The organism is Robertmurraya beringensis (assembly GCF_042433785.1).
Taxonomy (GTDB): domain Bacteria; phylum Bacillota; class Bacilli; order Bacillales; family Cytobacillaceae; genus Robertmurraya_A; species Robertmurraya_A beringensis.
The window spans coordinates 34,582-53,741 of sequence record NZ_JBHLUU010000025.1; the positions used below are offsets into that span (position 1 = coordinate 34,582).

General features: G+C 38.1%; 18 protein-coding genes and 1 riboswitch. Of the genes, 1 reads left to right on the forward strand and 17 read right to left on the reverse strand.

Features of this window, described 5'->3' with window-relative positions; genetic code table 11:
• Positions 1-39: 39 nt before the first annotated feature.
• Positions 40-218: riboswitch (cobalamin riboswitch) on the reverse strand.
• Between the two features lie 326 nt (positions 219-544).
• A complete protein-coding gene (locus ACFFHF_RS08545) occupies positions 545-973 on the reverse strand; it encodes a DoxX family protein (RefSeq protein WP_377057879.1) in 429 nt (142 codons plus the stop codon).
• A 74-nt stretch (positions 974-1,047) separates the two neighbouring features.
• On the reverse strand, positions 1,048-1,692 hold the full coding sequence (locus tag ACFFHF_RS08550) for an alpha/beta hydrolase (protein WP_340903670.1): 645 nt from the start codon (positions 1,690-1,692) through the stop codon (positions 1,048-1,050).
• Between the two features lie 195 nt (positions 1,693-1,887).
• On the opposite strand from ACFFHF_RS08550, the gene ACFFHF_RS08555 reads away from it, so the two are divergent.
• Positions 1,888-2,427: a helix-turn-helix domain-containing protein gene (locus ACFFHF_RS08555; RefSeq protein WP_377057893.1), complete on the forward strand. Its 540-nt coding sequence runs from the start codon at positions 1,888-1,890 to the stop codon at positions 2,425-2,427.
• Between the two features lie 88 nt (positions 2,428-2,515).
• On the opposite strand, the gene ACFFHF_RS08560 is transcribed toward ACFFHF_RS08555, so the two are convergent.
• The 15 genes from ACFFHF_RS08560 to ACFFHF_RS08630 form a co-directional block, all read right to left on the reverse strand.
• Positions 2,516-3,070 (reverse strand): hypothetical protein, encoded by a 555-nt coding sequence (locus ACFFHF_RS08560; RefSeq protein WP_377057881.1) that lies wholly within the window; start codon positions 3,068-3,070, stop codon positions 2,516-2,518.
• A gap of 291 nt (positions 3,071-3,361) precedes the next feature.
• Complete coding sequence (locus ACFFHF_RS08565) at positions 3,362-3,721, reverse strand: CopG family antitoxin (protein WP_160548857.1); 360 nt, start codon at positions 3,719-3,721, stop codon at positions 3,362-3,364.
• A gap of 2 nt (positions 3,722-3,723) precedes the next feature.
• Positions 3,724-3,984 carry a BrnT family toxin gene (locus tag ACFFHF_RS08570; protein WP_160548856.1) on the reverse strand — a complete coding sequence of 87 codons (261 nt, stop codon included), beginning with the start codon at positions 3,982-3,984 and terminating at the stop codon, positions 3,724-3,726.
• A 490-nt stretch (positions 3,985-4,474) separates the two neighbouring features.
• Positions 4,475-5,449: an aldo/keto reductase gene (locus ACFFHF_RS08575; RefSeq protein ID WP_160548855.1), complete on the reverse strand. Its 975-nt coding sequence runs from the start codon at positions 5,447-5,449 to the stop codon at positions 4,475-4,477.
• 243 nt (positions 5,450-5,692) lie between these two features.
• On the reverse strand, positions 5,693-6,775 hold the full coding sequence (locus tag ACFFHF_RS08580; protein ID WP_340903672.1) for a Gfo/Idh/MocA family protein: 1,083 nt from the start codon (positions 6,773-6,775) through the stop codon (positions 5,693-5,695).
• 13 nt (positions 6,776-6,788) lie between these two features.
• Positions 6,789-7,628: a carbohydrate ABC transporter permease gene (locus ACFFHF_RS08585; RefSeq protein ID WP_377057882.1), complete on the reverse strand. Its 840-nt coding sequence runs from the start codon at positions 7,626-7,628 to the stop codon at positions 6,789-6,791.
• Between the two features lie 22 nt (positions 7,629-7,650).
• Positions 7,651-8,535 carry a carbohydrate ABC transporter permease gene (locus tag ACFFHF_RS08590; protein ID WP_340903673.1) on the reverse strand — a complete coding sequence of 295 codons (885 nt, stop codon included), beginning with the start codon at positions 8,533-8,535 and terminating at the stop codon, positions 7,651-7,653.
• Between the two features lie 72 nt (positions 8,536-8,607).
• The gene (locus ACFFHF_RS08595) at positions 8,608-9,897 is read right to left on the reverse strand and encodes an extracellular solute-binding protein (protein WP_160548852.1); all 1,290 of its coding nucleotides are present in this window, start codon (positions 9,895-9,897) and stop codon (positions 8,608-8,610) included.
• A 249-nt stretch (positions 9,898-10,146) separates the two neighbouring features.
• Positions 10,147-11,163 (reverse strand): substrate-binding domain-containing protein, encoded by a 1,017-nt coding sequence (locus tag ACFFHF_RS08600; RefSeq protein ID WP_160548851.1) that lies wholly within the window; start codon positions 11,161-11,163, stop codon positions 10,147-10,149.
• Between the two features lie 211 nt (positions 11,164-11,374).
• Positions 11,375-12,457 (reverse strand): ABC transporter ATP-binding protein, encoded by a 1,083-nt coding sequence (locus tag ACFFHF_RS08605; RefSeq protein ID WP_377057883.1) that lies wholly within the window; start codon positions 12,455-12,457, stop codon positions 11,375-11,377.
• Entirely contained in the window at positions 12,441-14,156 is a 1,716-nt protein-coding gene (locus ACFFHF_RS08610) for an ABC transporter permease (protein WP_340903675.1), read from the reverse strand. Before ACFFHF_RS08610 ends, ACFFHF_RS08605 begins: the two co-directional genes overlap by 17 nt.
• A gap of 91 nt (positions 14,157-14,247) precedes the next feature.
• Positions 14,248-15,267 carry an ABC transporter substrate-binding protein gene (locus ACFFHF_RS08615; RefSeq protein WP_160548848.1) on the reverse strand — a complete coding sequence of 340 codons (1,020 nt, stop codon included), beginning with the start codon at positions 15,265-15,267 and terminating at the stop codon, positions 14,248-14,250.
• A gap of 731 nt (positions 15,268-15,998) precedes the next feature.
• Positions 15,999-17,327, reverse strand: a complete 1,329-nt coding sequence (locus ACFFHF_RS08620; protein ID WP_377057885.1) for an alpha-glucosidase/alpha-galactosidase — start codon at positions 17,325-17,327, stop codon at positions 15,999-16,001.
• Positions 17,328-17,387: 60 nt separating this feature from the next.
• On the reverse strand, positions 17,388-18,218 hold the full coding sequence (locus ACFFHF_RS08625) for a carbohydrate ABC transporter permease (RefSeq protein ID WP_377057886.1): 831 nt from the start codon (positions 18,216-18,218) through the stop codon (positions 17,388-17,390).
• A complete protein-coding gene (locus tag ACFFHF_RS08630; RefSeq protein ID WP_119710581.1) occupies positions 18,218-19,123 on the reverse strand; it encodes a carbohydrate ABC transporter permease in 906 nt (301 codons plus the stop codon). Before ACFFHF_RS08630 ends, ACFFHF_RS08625 begins: the two co-directional genes overlap by 1 nt.
• Between the last annotated feature and the right edge of the window lie 37 nt (positions 19,124-19,160).

Consider the following 19,160-nt stretch of genomic DNA (forward strand, 5'->3'; position numbering starts at 1 on the left):
AATGGATACGTCTCCATTCCTCAATCCCCGAAGAAATGATTCATCTGTTTTATATAGGCAGGTCTCCTGGCTTTGCTTCATTCTCCGATTCCCTTCCCATGCAGTTGCATAGTGGCATTGAATCATCGTCAGCTTCACAGTTGCGGGGACAGCATCGGAATTACACCGAATTTCCCTATTAAACTACATATAGTAGTACCTGTATAAAACGAACACCATATATTGTTTTCAATAGAATCAAGTGTACCACCCTTGAAATGGAAAGTAAATCTATAAATAGGAAGTTCACGAAAATGTAAAATTTAGACTTCTTATTCATGTACCCTCAAAGGTTATTGATGATATGTTAAAAGAGTTGCATACACATAGAGATCAAATAAACGATTTGCTTCACCATTTAACCATGACCCCGGATATTGTTGGAATGAATCCGATACATGAAATGTAACCGAAAGATATCTCTAGTACCATCCTTACTTTGTTAGCCAAAAAAATAAAGCATTACCCCTGATTTGAGGTAATGCTCTGATATTTTTTACATCATTTAATTTAGGGATGTTGCACTTTTCGTCTTTTGTCCTTTAAAAATAAGTTGATCCAGTGCAAAAGCATTAGAACCTGTTAGAGCAAGAGATACGGCCATTACTAAAAATGCTAAATCCAATTCATATCCAGCCATTTGACCATTTCCTAAAAAACCTGCCGCTAATTTCACTTTTAAGATGGCTCCGAGCATAAGTACCGCAAAAAGAACGGAAACCCATCTTGTAAATAACCCAAGTACTAAGGCAAGTCCTCCCACAACTTCTATTAAAGCCACACCGTAAGCAAGAAACCCTGGAAGCCCTATGCTGCTAAACCATCCTACCGTATTTTCAATCCCACCTTGGAATTTAACGAATCCGTGAATAAAAAAGATGATTCCTAATACTACTCGTAAAATGACAGAACATAATTCAAACTTGTTTTCCATTTTTCTTTTTCCTCCGTGGTTTAATTTTGTTTTGAGATTACTTTTTTGAATCTCCAAACTCTGATTAGAATTGGTTAATTATTTAAATCAGCTAGAATCCATTTCATCAAGTCTTGTTGGTTTTCTACTGAAATTGTATGTCCTTCTGAATAGGATTGAAAAGTAACTTGTGACCCTAGCCCTTGGAAAAACACATGACTGTCTACTCCCCATTCATACGGTAGTACGTTGTCAAATTTACCGTGAGAAATAAACAACGAAAGCTGATTAACAGGTTTCATGTTGTATTCTTCTTTAACGAATCCAGGAATATAACCGCTTAGGGCAACAATCCCCTTGATTCGGTTCCCCAATGTTAAGCCAAGCGTCATGGACAAAATCGCTCCTTGACTAAATCCAAGTAAATATATGCTATCTGGGTTGATTGGATAATTGTCAGTTGCATAATCAATGAAGGTAGTCAACTCACTGATTGCATGGTCAAATGCTTCTCTATGTGGTTTACCAAAGCCTTGAATGGTAAAGTATGCAAAACCTGGTGGTTGAGCTAAAGGACCACGAACGCTAAAAATGTAAAACGTATCTTCTAGTCCCTGAACAAGCGGCAGCATATTTTGTTCATTACTTCCCATACCATGCATCACAAAAATAGCAGGATAGGTTTTATTTGGCTCAATTTGAGATGGTTTACGAAGTTCATAAATCATTGGTGAATTCAATATACCTCATCCCTCCTTAAAATATTTACTCATATAGAAAACAATTCTCTATTAGAAAACACCTGAACAAAAAAATTGTTTCTTAATATGAATACTTGTTGTTTATAAGATAACAACCAAAGATATAGTATGTCAATAGTTTATTTGCTAATATATAATTATGTTTCATAATTGAAAACATTGGAGATGATTCGTCTGGATATTGGAGCCAAAATTCGAGCCATAAGAAACAGAAAAAAAATCACCATTTCTCAGATGTGTGAAGGAACAGGTCTTTCTAAAGGATTTATTAGCAATGTAGAGAACAACAATACTTCACCTTCTATTAATACATTAAGTACCATTGCAACGTTTTTAGATGTCCCTCTACCCTATTTACTGTTAGAAAAGAAGCAGCATATGCGTGTGGTTCGGAAAGAGGAAAGAACCAATTCTTCTTTTAATCATTTAAAAATTGAGCACTTAGCATCCAAAGGCGGACTGAGAACGATGATCGTTGAATTCCCCCCAGGAACTTCCATTGGAGAACCTCATTCACACGAGGGAGAAGAGTGTCACTTAGTTTTGGAAGGAAAAATACTGGCTGAACAAGGAGAGGATTCATTTATTGTAGAAGAAGGTGATTCCTTTAGTTGGAATGCGAGTGTCCCCCACTACGTTAAAAACATTGGAGATAGTAAAGCCGTAGTATTTATTTCTATCTATTCGGAAACTGAATTGATAGATGTATTATGATTTTTAAAAGGGACGGTTCCTTCGCTCTTGTTAGAAGCAAAAGGAACCGTCCTTATTTTTCATGTTTTACTCCTTGGTGGAGACTCTATTAGCAAAAACCACCAATTACCTTTATAATATCCAAGTATAATACAGGCTCTGCTACTTTTTGTAATGACCTTAAAGTTAATGTCTTTTGTTGGGGAAAGGTATCATTTAGTTTTGTTGTTGGTACAATGTAAAATTCCCATTGGCTAGTATCCTGTGGATTAATAATAGTAGGATCCTTTTCTTTCATTAGACAAAAGACATAGATGTCTGCATTCCTTTTGGCATCTGGACTATATTTATTTGTTTCGTAGTCAAATTCCTTTTTATGCCCGATGCTAAAGCTGATCTTCGATGGTTTACCACTATACCAAGCCTGAATGTAAGCAGCTGATTTCACCTCTATTTTCTTATCTTTATAGATCAAGTCATAAGCTTCCCATTCTATTCTGGATTGATTTACAGTCCCAAGTGCCGAAGCAACTAAAAATTCTGCAAATATCCCTCTTAAATTATTTGTTAAGATGTTGTAAAATCCCCATTGCCAAAAATCTAATATGGTATATTCAGTCCCTAATACCTTCTCACCTTGGCTTAGTCGGATATTTGGATTCATCCACTGCACTTCCTTAATAAAATGTCTATCTTTGCTTGTGTACTTTTATAAGTTACCTAAAAATTGAAAATCTAATCCATAAACAAACAGTAAAACTGTCTTGAAGGCTTACATGTATAAACTGCTCAAATCATTAACTTAATTTCAAAAAGATTGCCGAGTGCAGTAAAAAGTTAAATCTTATGGTCAGGTAAAGCCTAAATAGGAGAATAGTAGGGATTGCTTCATTAACTTTAGAGCTAGCTTAGGGCTTTCTTATCCACAACAAAAAAACCACCGTTTCTTGGTGGTTTATAGTACCTTTTCTCTTTTTTCTTCTTCGTAAACTCTTTCCGTTACAAATTGCTTTAATAGGGTTTGGTAAGGAATGCTTTTGATTGCAGCTAAATGTTGTAATCTTTCTAACAAATCCTCTTCGAATCTTATATTAATTGGTTTTGTACTTGTTGAGGTCTTTCTAGGGGGTGGTAGGTCATCTTCGTCATCTTCAGGAATGTAACTGTCTTCTAGCAGTTCTTCGCTCATTCTATGGGTTTCCCAAAACTCAACTGCTTCATCTTCGGTCATTCCTTTTGGAATTTCAGATTCATGGTGGATAATGATTTTTCCATTTTTATTCAACTCTGGTTCTTTTCTGTTTGATAAAGTCATGATTAACTCCTCCTTCTTCTGTTATAGGCACGTTTTTCTGGTTCTTCTGAATCCCAACCTGTGATTGGTCTAATTTTTTTCTCTCTTTTCTCATAAACAATAGTTAGCAATCGTCCATCTTCGGTCATTCCAATTATCTTTCTTCTTCCGTCGTATGCATTGTGTTTACATCTGTTGGGATCGTAAAACACTTGTTCTACTTCCTCCGTTGAAAGATTGTGTCTTTCTACTTTCCATATATTGTGTCTATCCCAATCGAACACGATTCCAGCCTCTCCCTTATTATACATGTATATATTACAGTATATACATAGCACACTATATTTTTTATTATGTTCCCAATCTAAGTTGGGAACATATAGAAGAATTAATAGTAATGATTGTCCTGGTCCATCATTATTTATATATTTCTCTCATTGAGTCTCTATCACATGGTCCATATATTCTTTCGACTTTCACATAGTTATTTTGTATCTTTTACTATCCAATACCTTTCTACATTTTTTTCAATATCTTGTAATTTACTTATCTATTACATTACCTACTTCACCCTCTGAATACATATTCCCCTTCTCCGATTGTAATCTCTCTTTTTCTCACGTGTGGAACTTTACCGCAATTCTCAATTGTCACTAACGTAACCGATACCGTACCACCTTCAAGACAAAATAAAAGAGCCCTGTATAAGGACCCTTTCTTTGTTAGTAATCTATTTTACTTATTAACTATCTTGGTTAATTATTGCTTACTGTTCTATGGCAAGCTTACTCCTCTTGAACTAACATATAAGGTGTACCATTCGTCACGACTAAGCGTCACCTTTAATGCCTCGACACACCCCTGAATCCGTGCAAGGTTTGTTGTTCCAATAACCGGTTGTATCGCTGCCGGATGCTTCATCAACCACGCCAGCACAATGGCTTCCTGCGAAACTTGTTTTTCCTCTGCGAACCTTTGCACCAACAAAGCCGTATTCTTAACATTCTCGCCGGCATTTTCAAGGTCGCGCCCTGTATATATTCCTTTTGCCAGTGAACCCCACGCTTGCAGTTGGATATTTTCTAATTGACAATATTCAAGCGTTCCTTCAGGGAGCACATTGTCACGTGCAGCCACTTGATTCACATGCACCCCTGTTTCAAGCCAGCCGATTTTATCTAGACTCATTTCTAATTGGTTGACAATGAGCTTCTCATTGCAGTTATTTTGCAATAAACGGATTTGCCCGGCACTCATGTTCGAAACACCAAAGTAACGGACCTTTCCTGAAGATTTTAATTGGTGAAAAGCCTCTGCTACTTCTCTTGAATCCATAAGGACATCTGGACGGTGTAACAAGAGAACATCCAAATAATCTATATTTAACCTAGAAAGAATACCATCGACACTATCAAGTATATAAGACTTTGAAAAATCATAGCGTGCAGGCAAGCCTTTTTCCTCATCAGGAAAGCGAATCCCAAGTTTCGATTGAAGAATCATGTTTTCACGTAAAGTTGGTTTTTCTTTCAATACTTGACCAAAGACTGTTTCCGCTTTTCCAAATGCATAAATATCAGCATGATCAAACATATTAATTCCGTTTTCCAGCGCAAGTTCCACTACTTCGTGTGCTTGCGTAATATGCTCAGATTGGATCGGATCTCGATTCCATCCCCCTCCAAGCCCCATGCATCCGTAAATAAGTTGACTAGCCGCTAATCCACTTTCATTGATTGGTAATTTCATACATACTCTCTCCCTTTTATATCAAATATTGAGCAATTTCCCCGTTTTCATCTACATAATTAATGACTGATTGATTTGTTTTCAAATCGATAAACAACGTGCAACGCACATCATGTTTTTTCCATAAAATCTGATTTCATCATTGGCCGAATCCAGTACAGAAAATTCCCAATTAAAAGTATCGTATTCATTTCAGAATCTGATCAACTTGATGAGATCGACGAATCTCTTAATAAAGAGGTGTTACGCCTCCGCCCAAGCTCTGATTGACGTTCTAATTTCTATATTCGGATGGTTAAGAGCCTCTTCCATCATTAGAGAAAGATATGTATCTTGTAATGCTTCATCTAACGAATAAAAGGGCTTGCCGGTAGACAAATATTCACCCATCAAAAGCATGCAGGTAGCCACGGCAATTTCATCATCATTCAATCTAGCATTCTTGAAAGGAGTTTTATAAACAAATTCTTCGCCTAGCATCAGTGCGAAATGCGACCATTCCTGATTGCTGTATCTTCCCAAATCGATTCGGTTTAATTCTTGTGTAACAGGTACGTTATCAGGTGTAAGATATCGAACGGTCAAATCGTCAATTTCTCCTCTAACCCCTTGTATAGTCAATTGACGTGTTCGTATAAATGAGTGGTACTGAGCAGGGTCGGAAAAATCAAAAAACGCGACTTTTCCGTTTTCGAATTCCAAAGTCAAACGGTCTCTTCTACAAGAAAAAGTCTCCCCGTCGAAAAGCATGCCTTCACGCCCATATGTCTCTGTTACATCAAAGGAAAACCTTTTCCCGTACATCACACAGTTATCAAAATCAATATTAAGAAACTTCCGAATCATACTCGTTCCATGATATCCATGCAGCGATGATAGATTAACGTTACTTACTTCTCCAAGTTTTCCGTCTTGAATGACTTTCAGCCAGGAAGCATATAAAGGCTGAAGAAAATATTGTTCGGCTATTTGTATTTTTGCATCGTATTTTTTCGCTTGTTCCCACAGTTCTTCCAACGATTCAATGGTTTCGCCAGGAGGCGTTTCGCATAAAACTGGAATCCCTTTTTTGAATAAATCTATCAAATAATCGGTAACTGTACCTCTCTTAATCGACAATACCACATAATCTGGATTACTTTGCATCAAGTCATCTAAAGAATTCACCACTTTCACCCCAAAGGTTTCAGCGAATTTCTCCCCTTTTTCTTTATCCCTGATCAATACTTCTGTTAATTCATATTGATCAGGAATCGCCCTCGCAATTCGTATGTAAAATTCAGCACGCCACCCAGAACCAATTAGTCCAAATCGAATTTTCCCCATGTTGACTCCTCCTTTATTCTTTTACTCCACCTGATGTTAACCCTGCAATAATCCTCTTCTGGAATAATAAGACTAAAATAATTAGCGGTACGGTTACGACAATCGAAGCGGCAGCCATATCACCCCATGGAAGTTCATAGTTACTTGGGAATAGAGAAATTCCCACCGGTACCGTTCTCATATTGTCATCTGTCATAAACGTTAATCCATAAATATATTCATTCCATGAATTGATAAACACCAACAAAGCTACCGAGAATGTGGCAGGCTTGATTAATGGCAGCATGATCTTAAAGAAAATTTGCATCCTAGTACACCCGTCAAGAATAGCTGCTTCCTCGAAGCTTTTCGGTAATTGACTGAAGAAATTAGTTAACAACCAAATCGATAACGGCAAAGCGAATGTGATATAAGGAATGATTAACCCGGCATATGTATTCAATAACCCCAGATTCTTTAAAATTAAAAACAATGGGCTTACGGTTGAAATTGTAGGGAACATCGAAATGCTTAAAATCGCCATAAGCACTACTTTTTTCCCTTTAAAGCGGAGCCTTGCCAAAGCATAGGAGGCAGAAGCGCCAATCAAGATGCTTAAAAATGTTGTAATCGAAGCAACGATAAAACTATTTAATAAATACCGTGCAAACGGATGTTTTTCAAACACGTTAAAATAAAATTGGACGTTTATTTTGCTCGGAAACCATTTTGCAGGTATAGATGCTATTTCCGACAGCGGTTTTATTGACGTTAAAAATTGCCAGATAAATGGCAGCATAATAAAGACTAAAAACAAGAGGACCATGATATAAAACAAGGAATTTTTTAGCATTTTCTTCGTTTTAACATCCATCTTATACCTTCCTTTCCTGAAACTAAGCTAGATTTTTGCCTAAAGCTTTCATGTAAATCAGACTAATGATAAAGACGATGATAAAAATCAGAATAGACAGCGCAGAACCATATCCGAAATCTAGGAATTTCATCAGGTTATTATACGCATATAAAGATACACTTTCAGATCCATTGGCCCCACCGGTCATAACGGAAACCAAATCAAAGACTCTAAATGCATCTAATGTTCTGAATAACAAAGCAACTAATATCGTACTTTTTACCATTGGCAAAGTAATTTTCACAAACGACTGAAAGGCATTTGCTCCATCAATTTTGGCAGATTCATACAATTCATTCGGGATCATTTGAAGTCCAGCTAGTATTAATAAAGCCATAAACGGAGCCGTCTTCCACACATCTGTGATCACAAGCGCCATGAAGGTACCGCTCTCTGTACTTAACCAAGCTTTATATTCATCAATAATCCCCATTCGAAATAACACATCATTAAACAAGCCATACTGGTCATTATAGATAAATTTCCACATAAGAGCAGATACAGTTGTTGGAATCGCCCATGGAATCAAAATGGCTGCCCGGACCATTCCTCGTCCTTTAAACGTTTTATTCATGATGAGTGCAGCACCCACACCAATGATCAATTCCAATACAACGGTCGTTATCGTGAATTTAAATGTAAAACCAATGGAAGCTAATGCTCTTGGATCTTGAAACAATTTCACATAATTCTCAATCCCAATAAACGGAAATCCAGAACCTGGGTCTGTCAACACCATTTCATGCAAACTAATCCAAAAAGTTCTTACGATTGGATAAACAGCAATAATCAACAACATGATAATCGCTGGGGACATCATGATCCAGGCGTCTCTCGTTTCCTGTTTTTGCAGTGAACTTTTCATTCCCACATTTATCCTTTCTTATGAAATCACCTGCAGAAAGTCAGGTATTCTGCAGGTGATATTCATTTTTTCTTATTTGCTTAACTCTTCAAGTTCGCTTTGGGTCTTATCTAGCGCCTTTTCCACGCTCACTTCTCCAGTTAAAGCAGAGTGGATATTTCTTTGAATAGCATCAGAAACCTTTGCGTACTTAGGAGACATCGGTCTTGCTTTACCATTCATAATAATTCCATAAAACTCTTCGTAAAACGGATTGACTTCTAGAACTTCTGGATCTGTATAAACCGATTGTAATACTGGTGGTTGTGCCGCGATTAAATTCATTTCTTTTTGTGCTTTTTCACCAGACAAATATTTTATGAAGTCAACAGCTGCTTCTTTTTGGTCTTCGTCTATGGCTTTATTGATGACAAGATTTAAGCCACCTAAAGTTGAATGTGGTTCATCCCCATTTGGACCAATTGGTAAAGTAGCTACTCCAACTAGGTCTTTTACTTTTGAACCCTCACGGTTTGCTTGGCTCCAGAATCCAGACCAATCACGTAAAAATAAAGCTTTACCATCTAAAAATACTTGTTCACTTTCTGGTTCTGTATAGGTGGTAATTCCTTCTGGAGCATAATTTTTCACTAAATCAGCCATAATTTTTGTAGCTTCGATATTGTTTTCAGAATTTACAACTGGTTTGCCAGAAGAGTCTAATACTTCCCCTCCATTATTCGCTACAAATTCTACCCAGTTACAAACCAAAGCTTCCGATTGTGCGGCTTGGAAATCTGCCACATATTCAACCCCATTTACACCCTTTGCTTTTTCTGAAAGATCCATCCATCCTTGGTATGTAGTAGGCGGTTGTACTCCCAGTTGTTCGAGCACGTCTTTACGGTAAAATAGAGCGCTTGCATTAGTGAACCATGGGAACGATACCAGTTTCCCATCGTACGTTGCCGCATCAATGGTTCCAGGCAGGTACTTATCTTGTGTAGATTCATCAAAATGTGGAGTTAAATCTTCTAACCAGCCAGCGGCAGCAAACTCTGATACATAGACCACATCCACAGCCATAACATCTACACTTGTATCACCAGAAGCTAACTTGTTGACGAAATCATCATGAACCACGTTTGCATCCTGTGGCAAAATATTCGTTTCCACTTTCACTTTGTCTTGACTTGCATTGTACTCATCGATCAATTGTTGAGCCGGTTTTCCAATTCCTTGGTCAAATGAGAACGTGATTGTCACAGGTTCATTTGATGATTCCGAGTTTGAAGTTGAAGATTTACCACTGCATGCTGCTAAAGAAAAAATGAGTGAACCTGCAACTAATGGTGCCAATAATTTTTTAACTTTTTGCTTCATTAAGTATCCCCCACCTTAAATTAAATTTAGGAAAACGTTTTCCTAATGTGAAAACGTTTTCCTCCGTTAAATAGAATTATAGATTATAAGGATGTCTCAAATCAATCAAAATTTTTAAAAAATTTATATTATTTTAATAGGTTTTCTTTAATTCTACCCTCTAAATACTAAAATAGTGTCATTTATGTAAAAAATAAAAAAGAAAAACAAAAAGAACAGGAAAAGGATTTCCTGATCTTTAAAGTTTATCTATATTCTACGCACACTATTTCTTCTAATTATTTTATGTGGTACAAATTGTGTCTTTGGTATCGTTGTATTCTTTTTACTCATAAGCTTAAAAAGCGTCTTTGCTGCTTTAACACCCTCATCAAAGTAAGAAATTCTAACCGTCGATAATTCAGGGGTAAAGTATTTTCCTATTTCTGAGTCATCGAACCCTAAAATGGAAATATCGTCAGGAACTGAAACTTGAGCACTTTTTAAAAATCTGATCGCCCCAATAGCCATTACATCGTTGCAGACCATTACTGCAGTTGGTAATACTAAATTTTCTTCATAAATTCTCTTCATACAATTATATCCGGAGTCAAAGGTGAAATCCCCATGTTCAATATATGAATCCGGAACTACAAGTTCGTTTTCTTTTAAGGCTAACTGAAATCCTTTCATCCGTTTTTGCCCAGACGAATAATCATTTTCGGGTCCGCCTATAAATGCGATTTTTTTATGATTATTTTCAATTAAAAAAGAGACCGCATCGTATGTTGCCCGAATATTGTCATGAACGACTGTATATAATATTTCTTCCCCACCTGATGCTTCTTGAGTGACCAAAACTACTGGGAATTCATTCTTTTTCATTCCATCTATTAGAGTAGGGTTTACATCGACTCCTGCAAATAAAACACCATCTATTTTTTTATCTCCTAATATCTTTAATAGTTCAATTTCCTTTTCCTGTTTCCCCCCCGATTCACAAACCATTAAAGTATAATTTTTTTGTTCACAAACACTGTTAATTCCCTTCGTTAAAGCACCGAATACGGGATTTGAGATATCCGGTACTATAATTCCGATAATGTTTGTTTGATTAGTAATTAAACCTCTTGCTAAGGAATTAGGCTTGAAATCATTTTTTTTAATTACTTCTTCTACTCTCTTCTGTAATTCCGGACTAACTGTTTTTGATTTATTAATGACTCTTGAAACAGTTGAGATTGAAACCTGTGCCTCTTTAGCAATATCTTGAATAGTAATGGACATACAATCACCACCTCGAATTGGAGAAAACGTTTTCCTTTGTAAATCCTATATTACTAAACTTTTTTTATGTTGGTCAATTATATTTTTAACCAAAATATCATTAACCTATAATGTGATTGATTGTACACCTATAAATATTAATTTTCTATTCTGGTAAAAAAATAAAACAAGGCAGACTTATACCTTCCTTAAGTCAGCCCTGTTTTTTGATTCATGCAAAATGAAGTTCTTTTCTCTCATCCATTCTCTTACCATATGTCCATTCCTTTAAATGAACATATACTTCTTCCCCGATGGAAAATTCAGCAAAAATATCTTGATGAACTACCCACTGCTCCCCTTCAACCATAATCGTATAGTGAATCTCTTTTCCTTGATATTGCACATTCGTGATTATTCCTTTTACACCATCGTCACTCAATGAGAGTTCTAGTTGTTCGGGTCGAGCTGGAAAGAGGTTTTTCGCTCTTAATTCTGAGGTGACCGCCGTTCCATCCCATTTAATAGAAGGTTGATGAAATGGATAAAAGGCCGTACCTTCCCATTTTCCTTTTATTAAGTTCGCTTTCCCCACAAAGGAGGCAACGAATGATGTGGTTGGTGAGCTATAAATTTCCTTCGGAGTTCCTACTTGTTCAATCTTTCCTTTATTCATGACAACGATTTTATCCGCCATGGCTAGTGCTTCACTTTGGTCATGTGTCACATACACAATTGAAGCCTTTGTCACTTGGTGAAGTTGCTGAATCTCCTTTCGCATCCCCATTCGCAATTCAGCATCTAAGCTACTAAGTGGTTCGTCCATTAACAATAAGGCGGGTTTAGGAGCGATCGCACGTGCTAAAGCCACCCTTTGTTTTTGACCTCCTGAAAGTTCACTTGGCATTCTTTCTCCAAGATGATGCATATCTACCATTTTTAACACTTCGTCCACTCGATGATCGATGCTGGGTTTCAGTTCTTCACTTAAAAATTGATGGTGTTTTAGAGGAAAACGAATATGATCCCTTACATTCATATGCGGCCACAAAGCAAAGGATTGAAAGACCATTCCGATATTACGCTTTTCGGGTGGCAAGAAGAAGGTTGAGTTCGCGATTAATTTATGATTCATCCACACATCTCCTGAAGATGGTGAATCAAAACCAGCTAATAATCGAAGCAATGTGGTTTTCCCACAGCCTGATGGCCCAAGAATTGCAACAAACTCCCCTTCTTTTATATCCAAGTTGATTTGACGCAAGGCGTTAAAGGAACCATAATTTTTATTTACGTTCTTAATTTGAGTGGTCATGATGCAACATCCTCCTATCCCATACCTTTTGCAAGACCGCTACCATCATAATGGCTAATAAAATAAACAAAACAATGATACTTGAGAAAGCAGTGGAGTAAGTGGAATACCCTGCTTGTTCAAAATTGAAGATCACAAGCCCGATCGTCTCCGATCCACTAGACCATAAAAGGGAGGAAACCGTTAGTTCCGTTAGTGCGGTTAAAAAGACAAGTAATGCACCACTGATGACTCCAGGAAAAATCAATGGTATTAAAATTTGCTGCCATTTATAAAATCCATTCGAACCACTCACTCTCGCTGCTTCCTCCATCGAAGGGTCAACCTGCATAAACGCGGTAATGCTTCCCCTGACCTGTAAAATTAAAAAACGGGTCACATAAGCGATGAATAAAATCGTGATGGTTCCGTAGATTCCGGGATTCCAACCCGGGATGGGTTCCATCCAAGCAAAAATCATCGCTAAGGCTAAAACCGTACCAGGTAAGGCATAAGGAATGCCAATAATCATTTCTACCCCTTTTGAGATCATAGAGGGCTTTTTTGTCCTAACGTAAGCTATTCCCGTACCGATCACCAAACAAACAACCGCCGTGAAGATCGCTAAGTTAGCACTGTTTTTTAAAGAAGTGATGGCCTTTTGATTCTCAAGCAACACAAATTGATAGTTTTTTAAACTTATATTTTCAAGTGCAAACTGCAACCCATATGCTTTAATCAGTGAGGCAGAAAGCATAGATAGAAGCGGAACCATGGTGGTTACTAGCAAAAAGCTCCATAACAGCAGTTCAATCGTAAGACGGGTTCTTTTAGTTAATAGGAATCGAGGTTCTTTATCCTCTACCGCTGTTTCCGTATGTTTAGCCTTTTTGAGTAGCAACCACTGAACAAACGTACCTGTTAAGGCAATGAATCCTAAAATCACCGATAAAGTCGCTGCCCGTTCAAAGGAATTTGGCCCAAACCCTACGATTTGCTCATAGATATATGTGCTTAGCACTCGGATATTACCTGGTATTCCAAGAAACGCAGGAATACCAAAATTATCCAAGCTGGCAAGAAAGGCAAGAAACCCACCACTCGCTATTCCAGGTATTGCTAGCGGAAGGGTGATTTTTTGGAAAGACTGCCACTTGCTTGCTCCTGACACCCTTGCCGCATATTCCAGATCACGAGGAATTTTTCTAAGAACACCCACCGTCAATAAATAGACAAGTGGATAATGCGAGAATCCCATAACCATAATGATTCCTTGTAAACTATACATATTCAAAGGTTCTACTGATCCCGGAAGCAAGCTTAATAGATGAGCGAAAAATCCATTTTTATTCATGAACTGAGTCCATGCTAAGGTTGTGATATAAGACGGAATAATAAAAGGTAAAAAAATAAAAACTTGAATCAGCTTTTTTCGCCTAATATTGGTGTACGCTACTACCCAAGCCGTCATCACCCCTAAGACGATCGCAATAATCGACGAACCTCCAACGACATATAACGTGTTTTCAATCGTTTTCCATGTAGAACGATCTTGAAGGACGGACGTATAATTTCCTATGGTGAAGCTACCCTCGGAAGAAAAGCTTAGAAAAACCAGTCTAAATATAGGTAAAACAAAAAAGACCACGACGAAACCTACACCTATGAATAACAACCATTTATTTTGGTTTTGAACTCGACTCATAACATTTTGCAACATTCAGGATTTCTCTCCTTAGATGATTATGACCTTATGAAATAAGGCTAACTCAACGGAAGAATTTGAGTAGCCTTATAGCTATGAAGAACTTCTATTGTCCAAAAATGGTTTCAAATTCCTTTTTATCATCTTCTCTTGCTTGATATAATTCACTAATATCTGCATCCATCACATTCATTTCGTCAATCGTTTGTAACCCTTCTGGCGCTTCCACACCTTTGCGTATTGGTGTATAACCAATTTCCGCGGCTAATTCTTGACCTTCTTCTGATAAAACGAAATCAACAAACGCTTTGGCTGCTGCTTCGTTTTCCGCATCCTTCATAATCCCGATTGGTTCTGTGATCACTGGTACTCCTTCTTTTGGATAAATCAGTTCTACTGGAGACCCTTCAGCTTTTGCTCGTGCAACGATAAAGTCCACAACCATCCCATATGATTTTTCACCACCTGCAACCGCTTGAAGAACCGCTCCATTCCCTTTTGTCACCGTCATGTCATTTTCTTTTAAACTCTTAAAATAGTCCCAGCCGAAAGTTTCATTTCGTGTAAATACACCTAAATTATAAGCAGCTGCTCCTGAATAAAAAGGACTTGGCATGATAGTTTCCCCTTTAGAGCTCTCATCTGTTAAAACATCCCATGAGTCCGGCATTTCCGATACATTCGCTGTGTTTGCTACTAAGGCTGTCGCCATCACCTTTGTCCCCGCATACATGCCATCTGGATCGACTAGATTAGAAGGAATTTCACTGAGTTCCTCTGACTTATATTCAAGTAATAGATCGTCTTCTTTCAAATCCTCAAACGTGACCGAATCCGCTACTAATAAGACATCTGCTTGAATATCTCCCGCTTTTTGCTCCGCTTTAATTTTGCTAACGACCTCTTCTGTTCCTGAACGATACGTTTGAACAGTTACATCAGGATATTTCTGTGTGAATGCATCTACTAATTTTTGTGCATCTTCATCTGGTTGTGAGGTGTAAAAAGATAGATCTCCTTCAATGGCAGCTGCACTTTCACTCGTTGCATTACTTTCCTCACTCCCACAACCAGCAAGTGCGATTGATACAAGACCTAATAGTAATCCACCTTTTACTTTATTCATGTTTCCTTCCTCCTTAAGAATGTTGTTTTTGTGAATTGAAAGGTTGATTTAATGATTCGTATGTAATTTTTGCAAGTCTCTTTATGAACGATGCCTACTATTGCTCGTCTGAATACACGGATTGGATATGTAATCCACCCTCCTCTCCGAAACTATAGATGTAAGTGTAATAGATCGATATTAAGAGACATTAGACGCACGACTAATTTTTTGAAAATTTCTTGTAAAGGGAAACATTTTTATTTTTGCTTTCTTTAGCTTTTCAGATAGTGTTATTTACTAGAATAGGTGGTTTTCAGAAGGTTTAGGGGAGGAAGAAATGTTAATTTTGTGTTAGGAATTTACATTTTCTTATTATATAATAATCATTTCACCTCGCATGTGCTTGATCAGACTCAGATGTGAATTTATTAAGATAAGTAAGTTATTAAAAGGATGGTAGCTTCCAAAGTATAATAAGCGGAGTTTTTCCGGTTAGATGCAGAACGAAGCCCGTTTCGGGGGTTAATAAGGGGAGGTTTTCCGGTTATGTAAAGGAAAAAGCCATATTTTCACGTTTTTCGAGTCTATAGGCGGAATTTCTCCGTCTATTAAAGCTATTTTTTATCGTATTTTTTAATTAAGCGGAATTTTTCGGCTATTAAAACTCATTTGCCGCTAATTTGCAAAAGTAATAAAAACAGAGACCGGATTCACCCAGAATCCGGTCTCCTTTATGATGGAACTAGGAACTATAACGTAACAGCTACACCATTCTCACTTGTAAATTTCGGCAGCCATTCACCATGTGCTTCAATTAAGTCGTCACATAGAGAGATAATGTCGTCCATGGATAACTCAGCAGCGGTATGCGGGTCAAGCATGGCAGCCTGGTAAATATATTCCTTTTTCAACGTGACTGCTGCTTCGATGGTTAAGAGTTGTGTGTTGATATTCGTACGGTTTAATGCTGCGAGCTGCTCTGGAAGGTCCCCCACATAGGTTGGAGTAATTCCGCTGCGGTCCGCGATACAAGGCACTTCGACACAAGCTTTTTCTGGAAGATTGCTAATTAGTCTACCGGTATTTAAGACATTCCCACCAAATTTAAACGGAACATCTGTCTCCATGGCTTCAATAATGCGCGATCCATATTCACGAGAACGAACATGATTCAAGGAATGATTATTAACCAGATCCTCCCTCATGGCTACCCAATCATTAATTTGCTTTTCACAGCGACGTGGGTATTCATCTAGCGGTATATTGAAACGCTCAATTAACTCAGGGTAACGAGATTTGATAAAGTACGGGTGATATTCCGCATTGTGTTCAGATGACTCCGTCACATAATATCCAAACTTATCCATAAGCTCAAATCGAATCATATCGCCATGCTTTGTTTTTTGCAATTCACGGGCTCTTCTCTTAATTTCAGGATACAAGTCCACGCCATCCTTGCTAACCTCAAGCAGCCACGCCATATGATTAATCCCGGCAATTTTCTCCTTCACACCTGTACGGTCCATGCCCAATGCCTCAAATAAATCTTTTGTACAAACCTGCACACTGTGACAGAGACCAACCGTTTTAATATTGGTAAAACGATTCATGACCCCAGTCAAGACAGCCATCGGGTTGGTATAATTCATAAATAAGGCATCCGGACAAACTTCTTCCATATCCTTCGCAAAATCAAGCATCACCGGAATCGTTCGTAGGTTACGGAAGATTCCGCCGATTCCAACTGTATCGGCAATGGTCTGCCGTAAGCCATATTTTTTCGGAATTTCAAAATCGATCACGGTACTCGGTTTATAGCCTCCAACCTGGATCGCATTGATAACATATTTCGCGCCTCTTAAAGATTCCTTCTGATCCGTATACGCTTTAATCGTTAGGTTTTTCCCGAGTGTTTCCTTTAAATTGTTTAGCATTTGTTCGGAATCACGCAAACGTTGTTCATCAATATCAAATAAGGCAAATTCGAAGCCATCCAACGCGTCAACAAACATGCAATCTCCTAACACATTTTTTGCAAATACGGTACTACCTGCTCCAAGAAAAGTAATTTTAGACATAAGTGAACCTCCAATTTTTTAAGTGAGTTTGTTTAAATATATGAAGCTTTTTCTCGTAAATTATCCTTTAACCGATCCAGATGCCAACCCTTTAACAAAGTGCTTCTGCAATAGCAGAAACAATACGACCATCGGAAGGACAGCCATGATGGCGGCGGCAGCGACAAGATTCATTCGGTTGGCATTTTCCCCAAAGAATCCTGCCAGCGCAACGGTACTAGTCTTCACTTCCTCTGCTTGAAGGAAGAAGATGGCGAATTGGTAATCGTTCCAAATGAATACACATGAAATGATTAAAATGGATGCCGTAACCGGCTTCAACAAAGGGAATACAATCCGGAAAAAGATACCCAGTGTGCTAGCACCATCCATTTTTGCGGCTTCTTCCAATTCCTTAGGTATCGTCGAGCGAATAAAGCCTGAATACAAGAAAATGGCTAATGGAAGGAATGACGCCACATTATTCAAGATGGCAATTTCGAGAGTATTCATCATTCCGATGTCGACTACAAGCTTATATAATGGAACTAAAGCGGTTAAAGGCGGAATCACCATCACCGCAATAAATATCATGAAAACAAATTTATTTAGTTTCGTCTGCCTTCTGGCCAAGGGATAGGCGGCCATCGAGCCCAGAACTATCAATAATAAAGCACTTACAAAGGTAATAATCGAAGTATTCGAAAGTGCATTGCCAAGACTCGCCGTTTCCCACGCCTCCGCAAAGTTCTCAAACGCCAGGACCTTGGGAAACACCCATTTCGAACTAAAATCTCCCCTTTCCTTTAATGCGGTCGTAATCAAAATATAAAAAGGAATTAGGTGAAAGGCTGAGATCAAAAGCGCAACTCCTGAGAGTAACCACTTTTTCTTTTTACCCATATAGTCCATTACGCCTCAATCTCCTTCCGTTTGAAGTACACAAGCGCTGCCAGACTAAGAATCAAAATGATGATAGCCATAAATACCCCTTGCGTCGCGGCATATCCCGCATCTTGTCTATTAAAATAAAGGTCATACATAAACGTAGACATGGATTGCGACGCATAGCCCGGTCCGCCGCCTGTCAGCGAAATGATGACATCGAACAATTTCAATCCCCCAATAATGTTAATAACCATGTTGATGGTGATGGAAGGCATTAACATCGGCAGAGTGATATTTTTAAATTGCTGAAAACTAGACGCTCCGTCAATTTGTGCCGCTTCGTAATAATCCTTTGAAATACTTTGCAATCCAGCCAAGTAAATAATCATCGCAATCCCGACAAACTGGAAGGTATTAACGAAAACGATCAACCAAATATTAATTTTCGGATCGCCTAAGGCATTAATTTTATCCAGTCCGAAAAATACAAGCAGATCATTCAGTGCCCCGCCTTGGAAGGCAAAGAAAAAGTAGAAGATATAGCCCATAATCAGCGGGCTGATGATCACCGGAAGGTACACAATTGTCCTCGTAAAATTTTTCATGTAGATTCTTTGGTTTAATAAAAGTGCGTACCCAAGACCGATCACGTTTTGCAAAACGGTACTGCCAACACCATACAGCAAGGTGTTTTTTACGACCAGCCACGTATCCGGATCCTTCAGCATCCTCGTATATTGACTGAAGCCCACATAGTCGTACGTTTGTGAAAACCCGTTCCAGTTTGTAAAAGAAATTTTAATCCCGTTTAAAAATGGATAAAGGATGAAAAAGCAGACAGCTGCTAGAGCGGGAAGATACATCCACCAAAGCGAGGATTCCTTCCGCCTTTTACGGTTCCTTTTCACTTCTACAGAAGAGCCGGCCATCGACTTGCTTCTTGTCTCCACTCCTATCAACGTCACC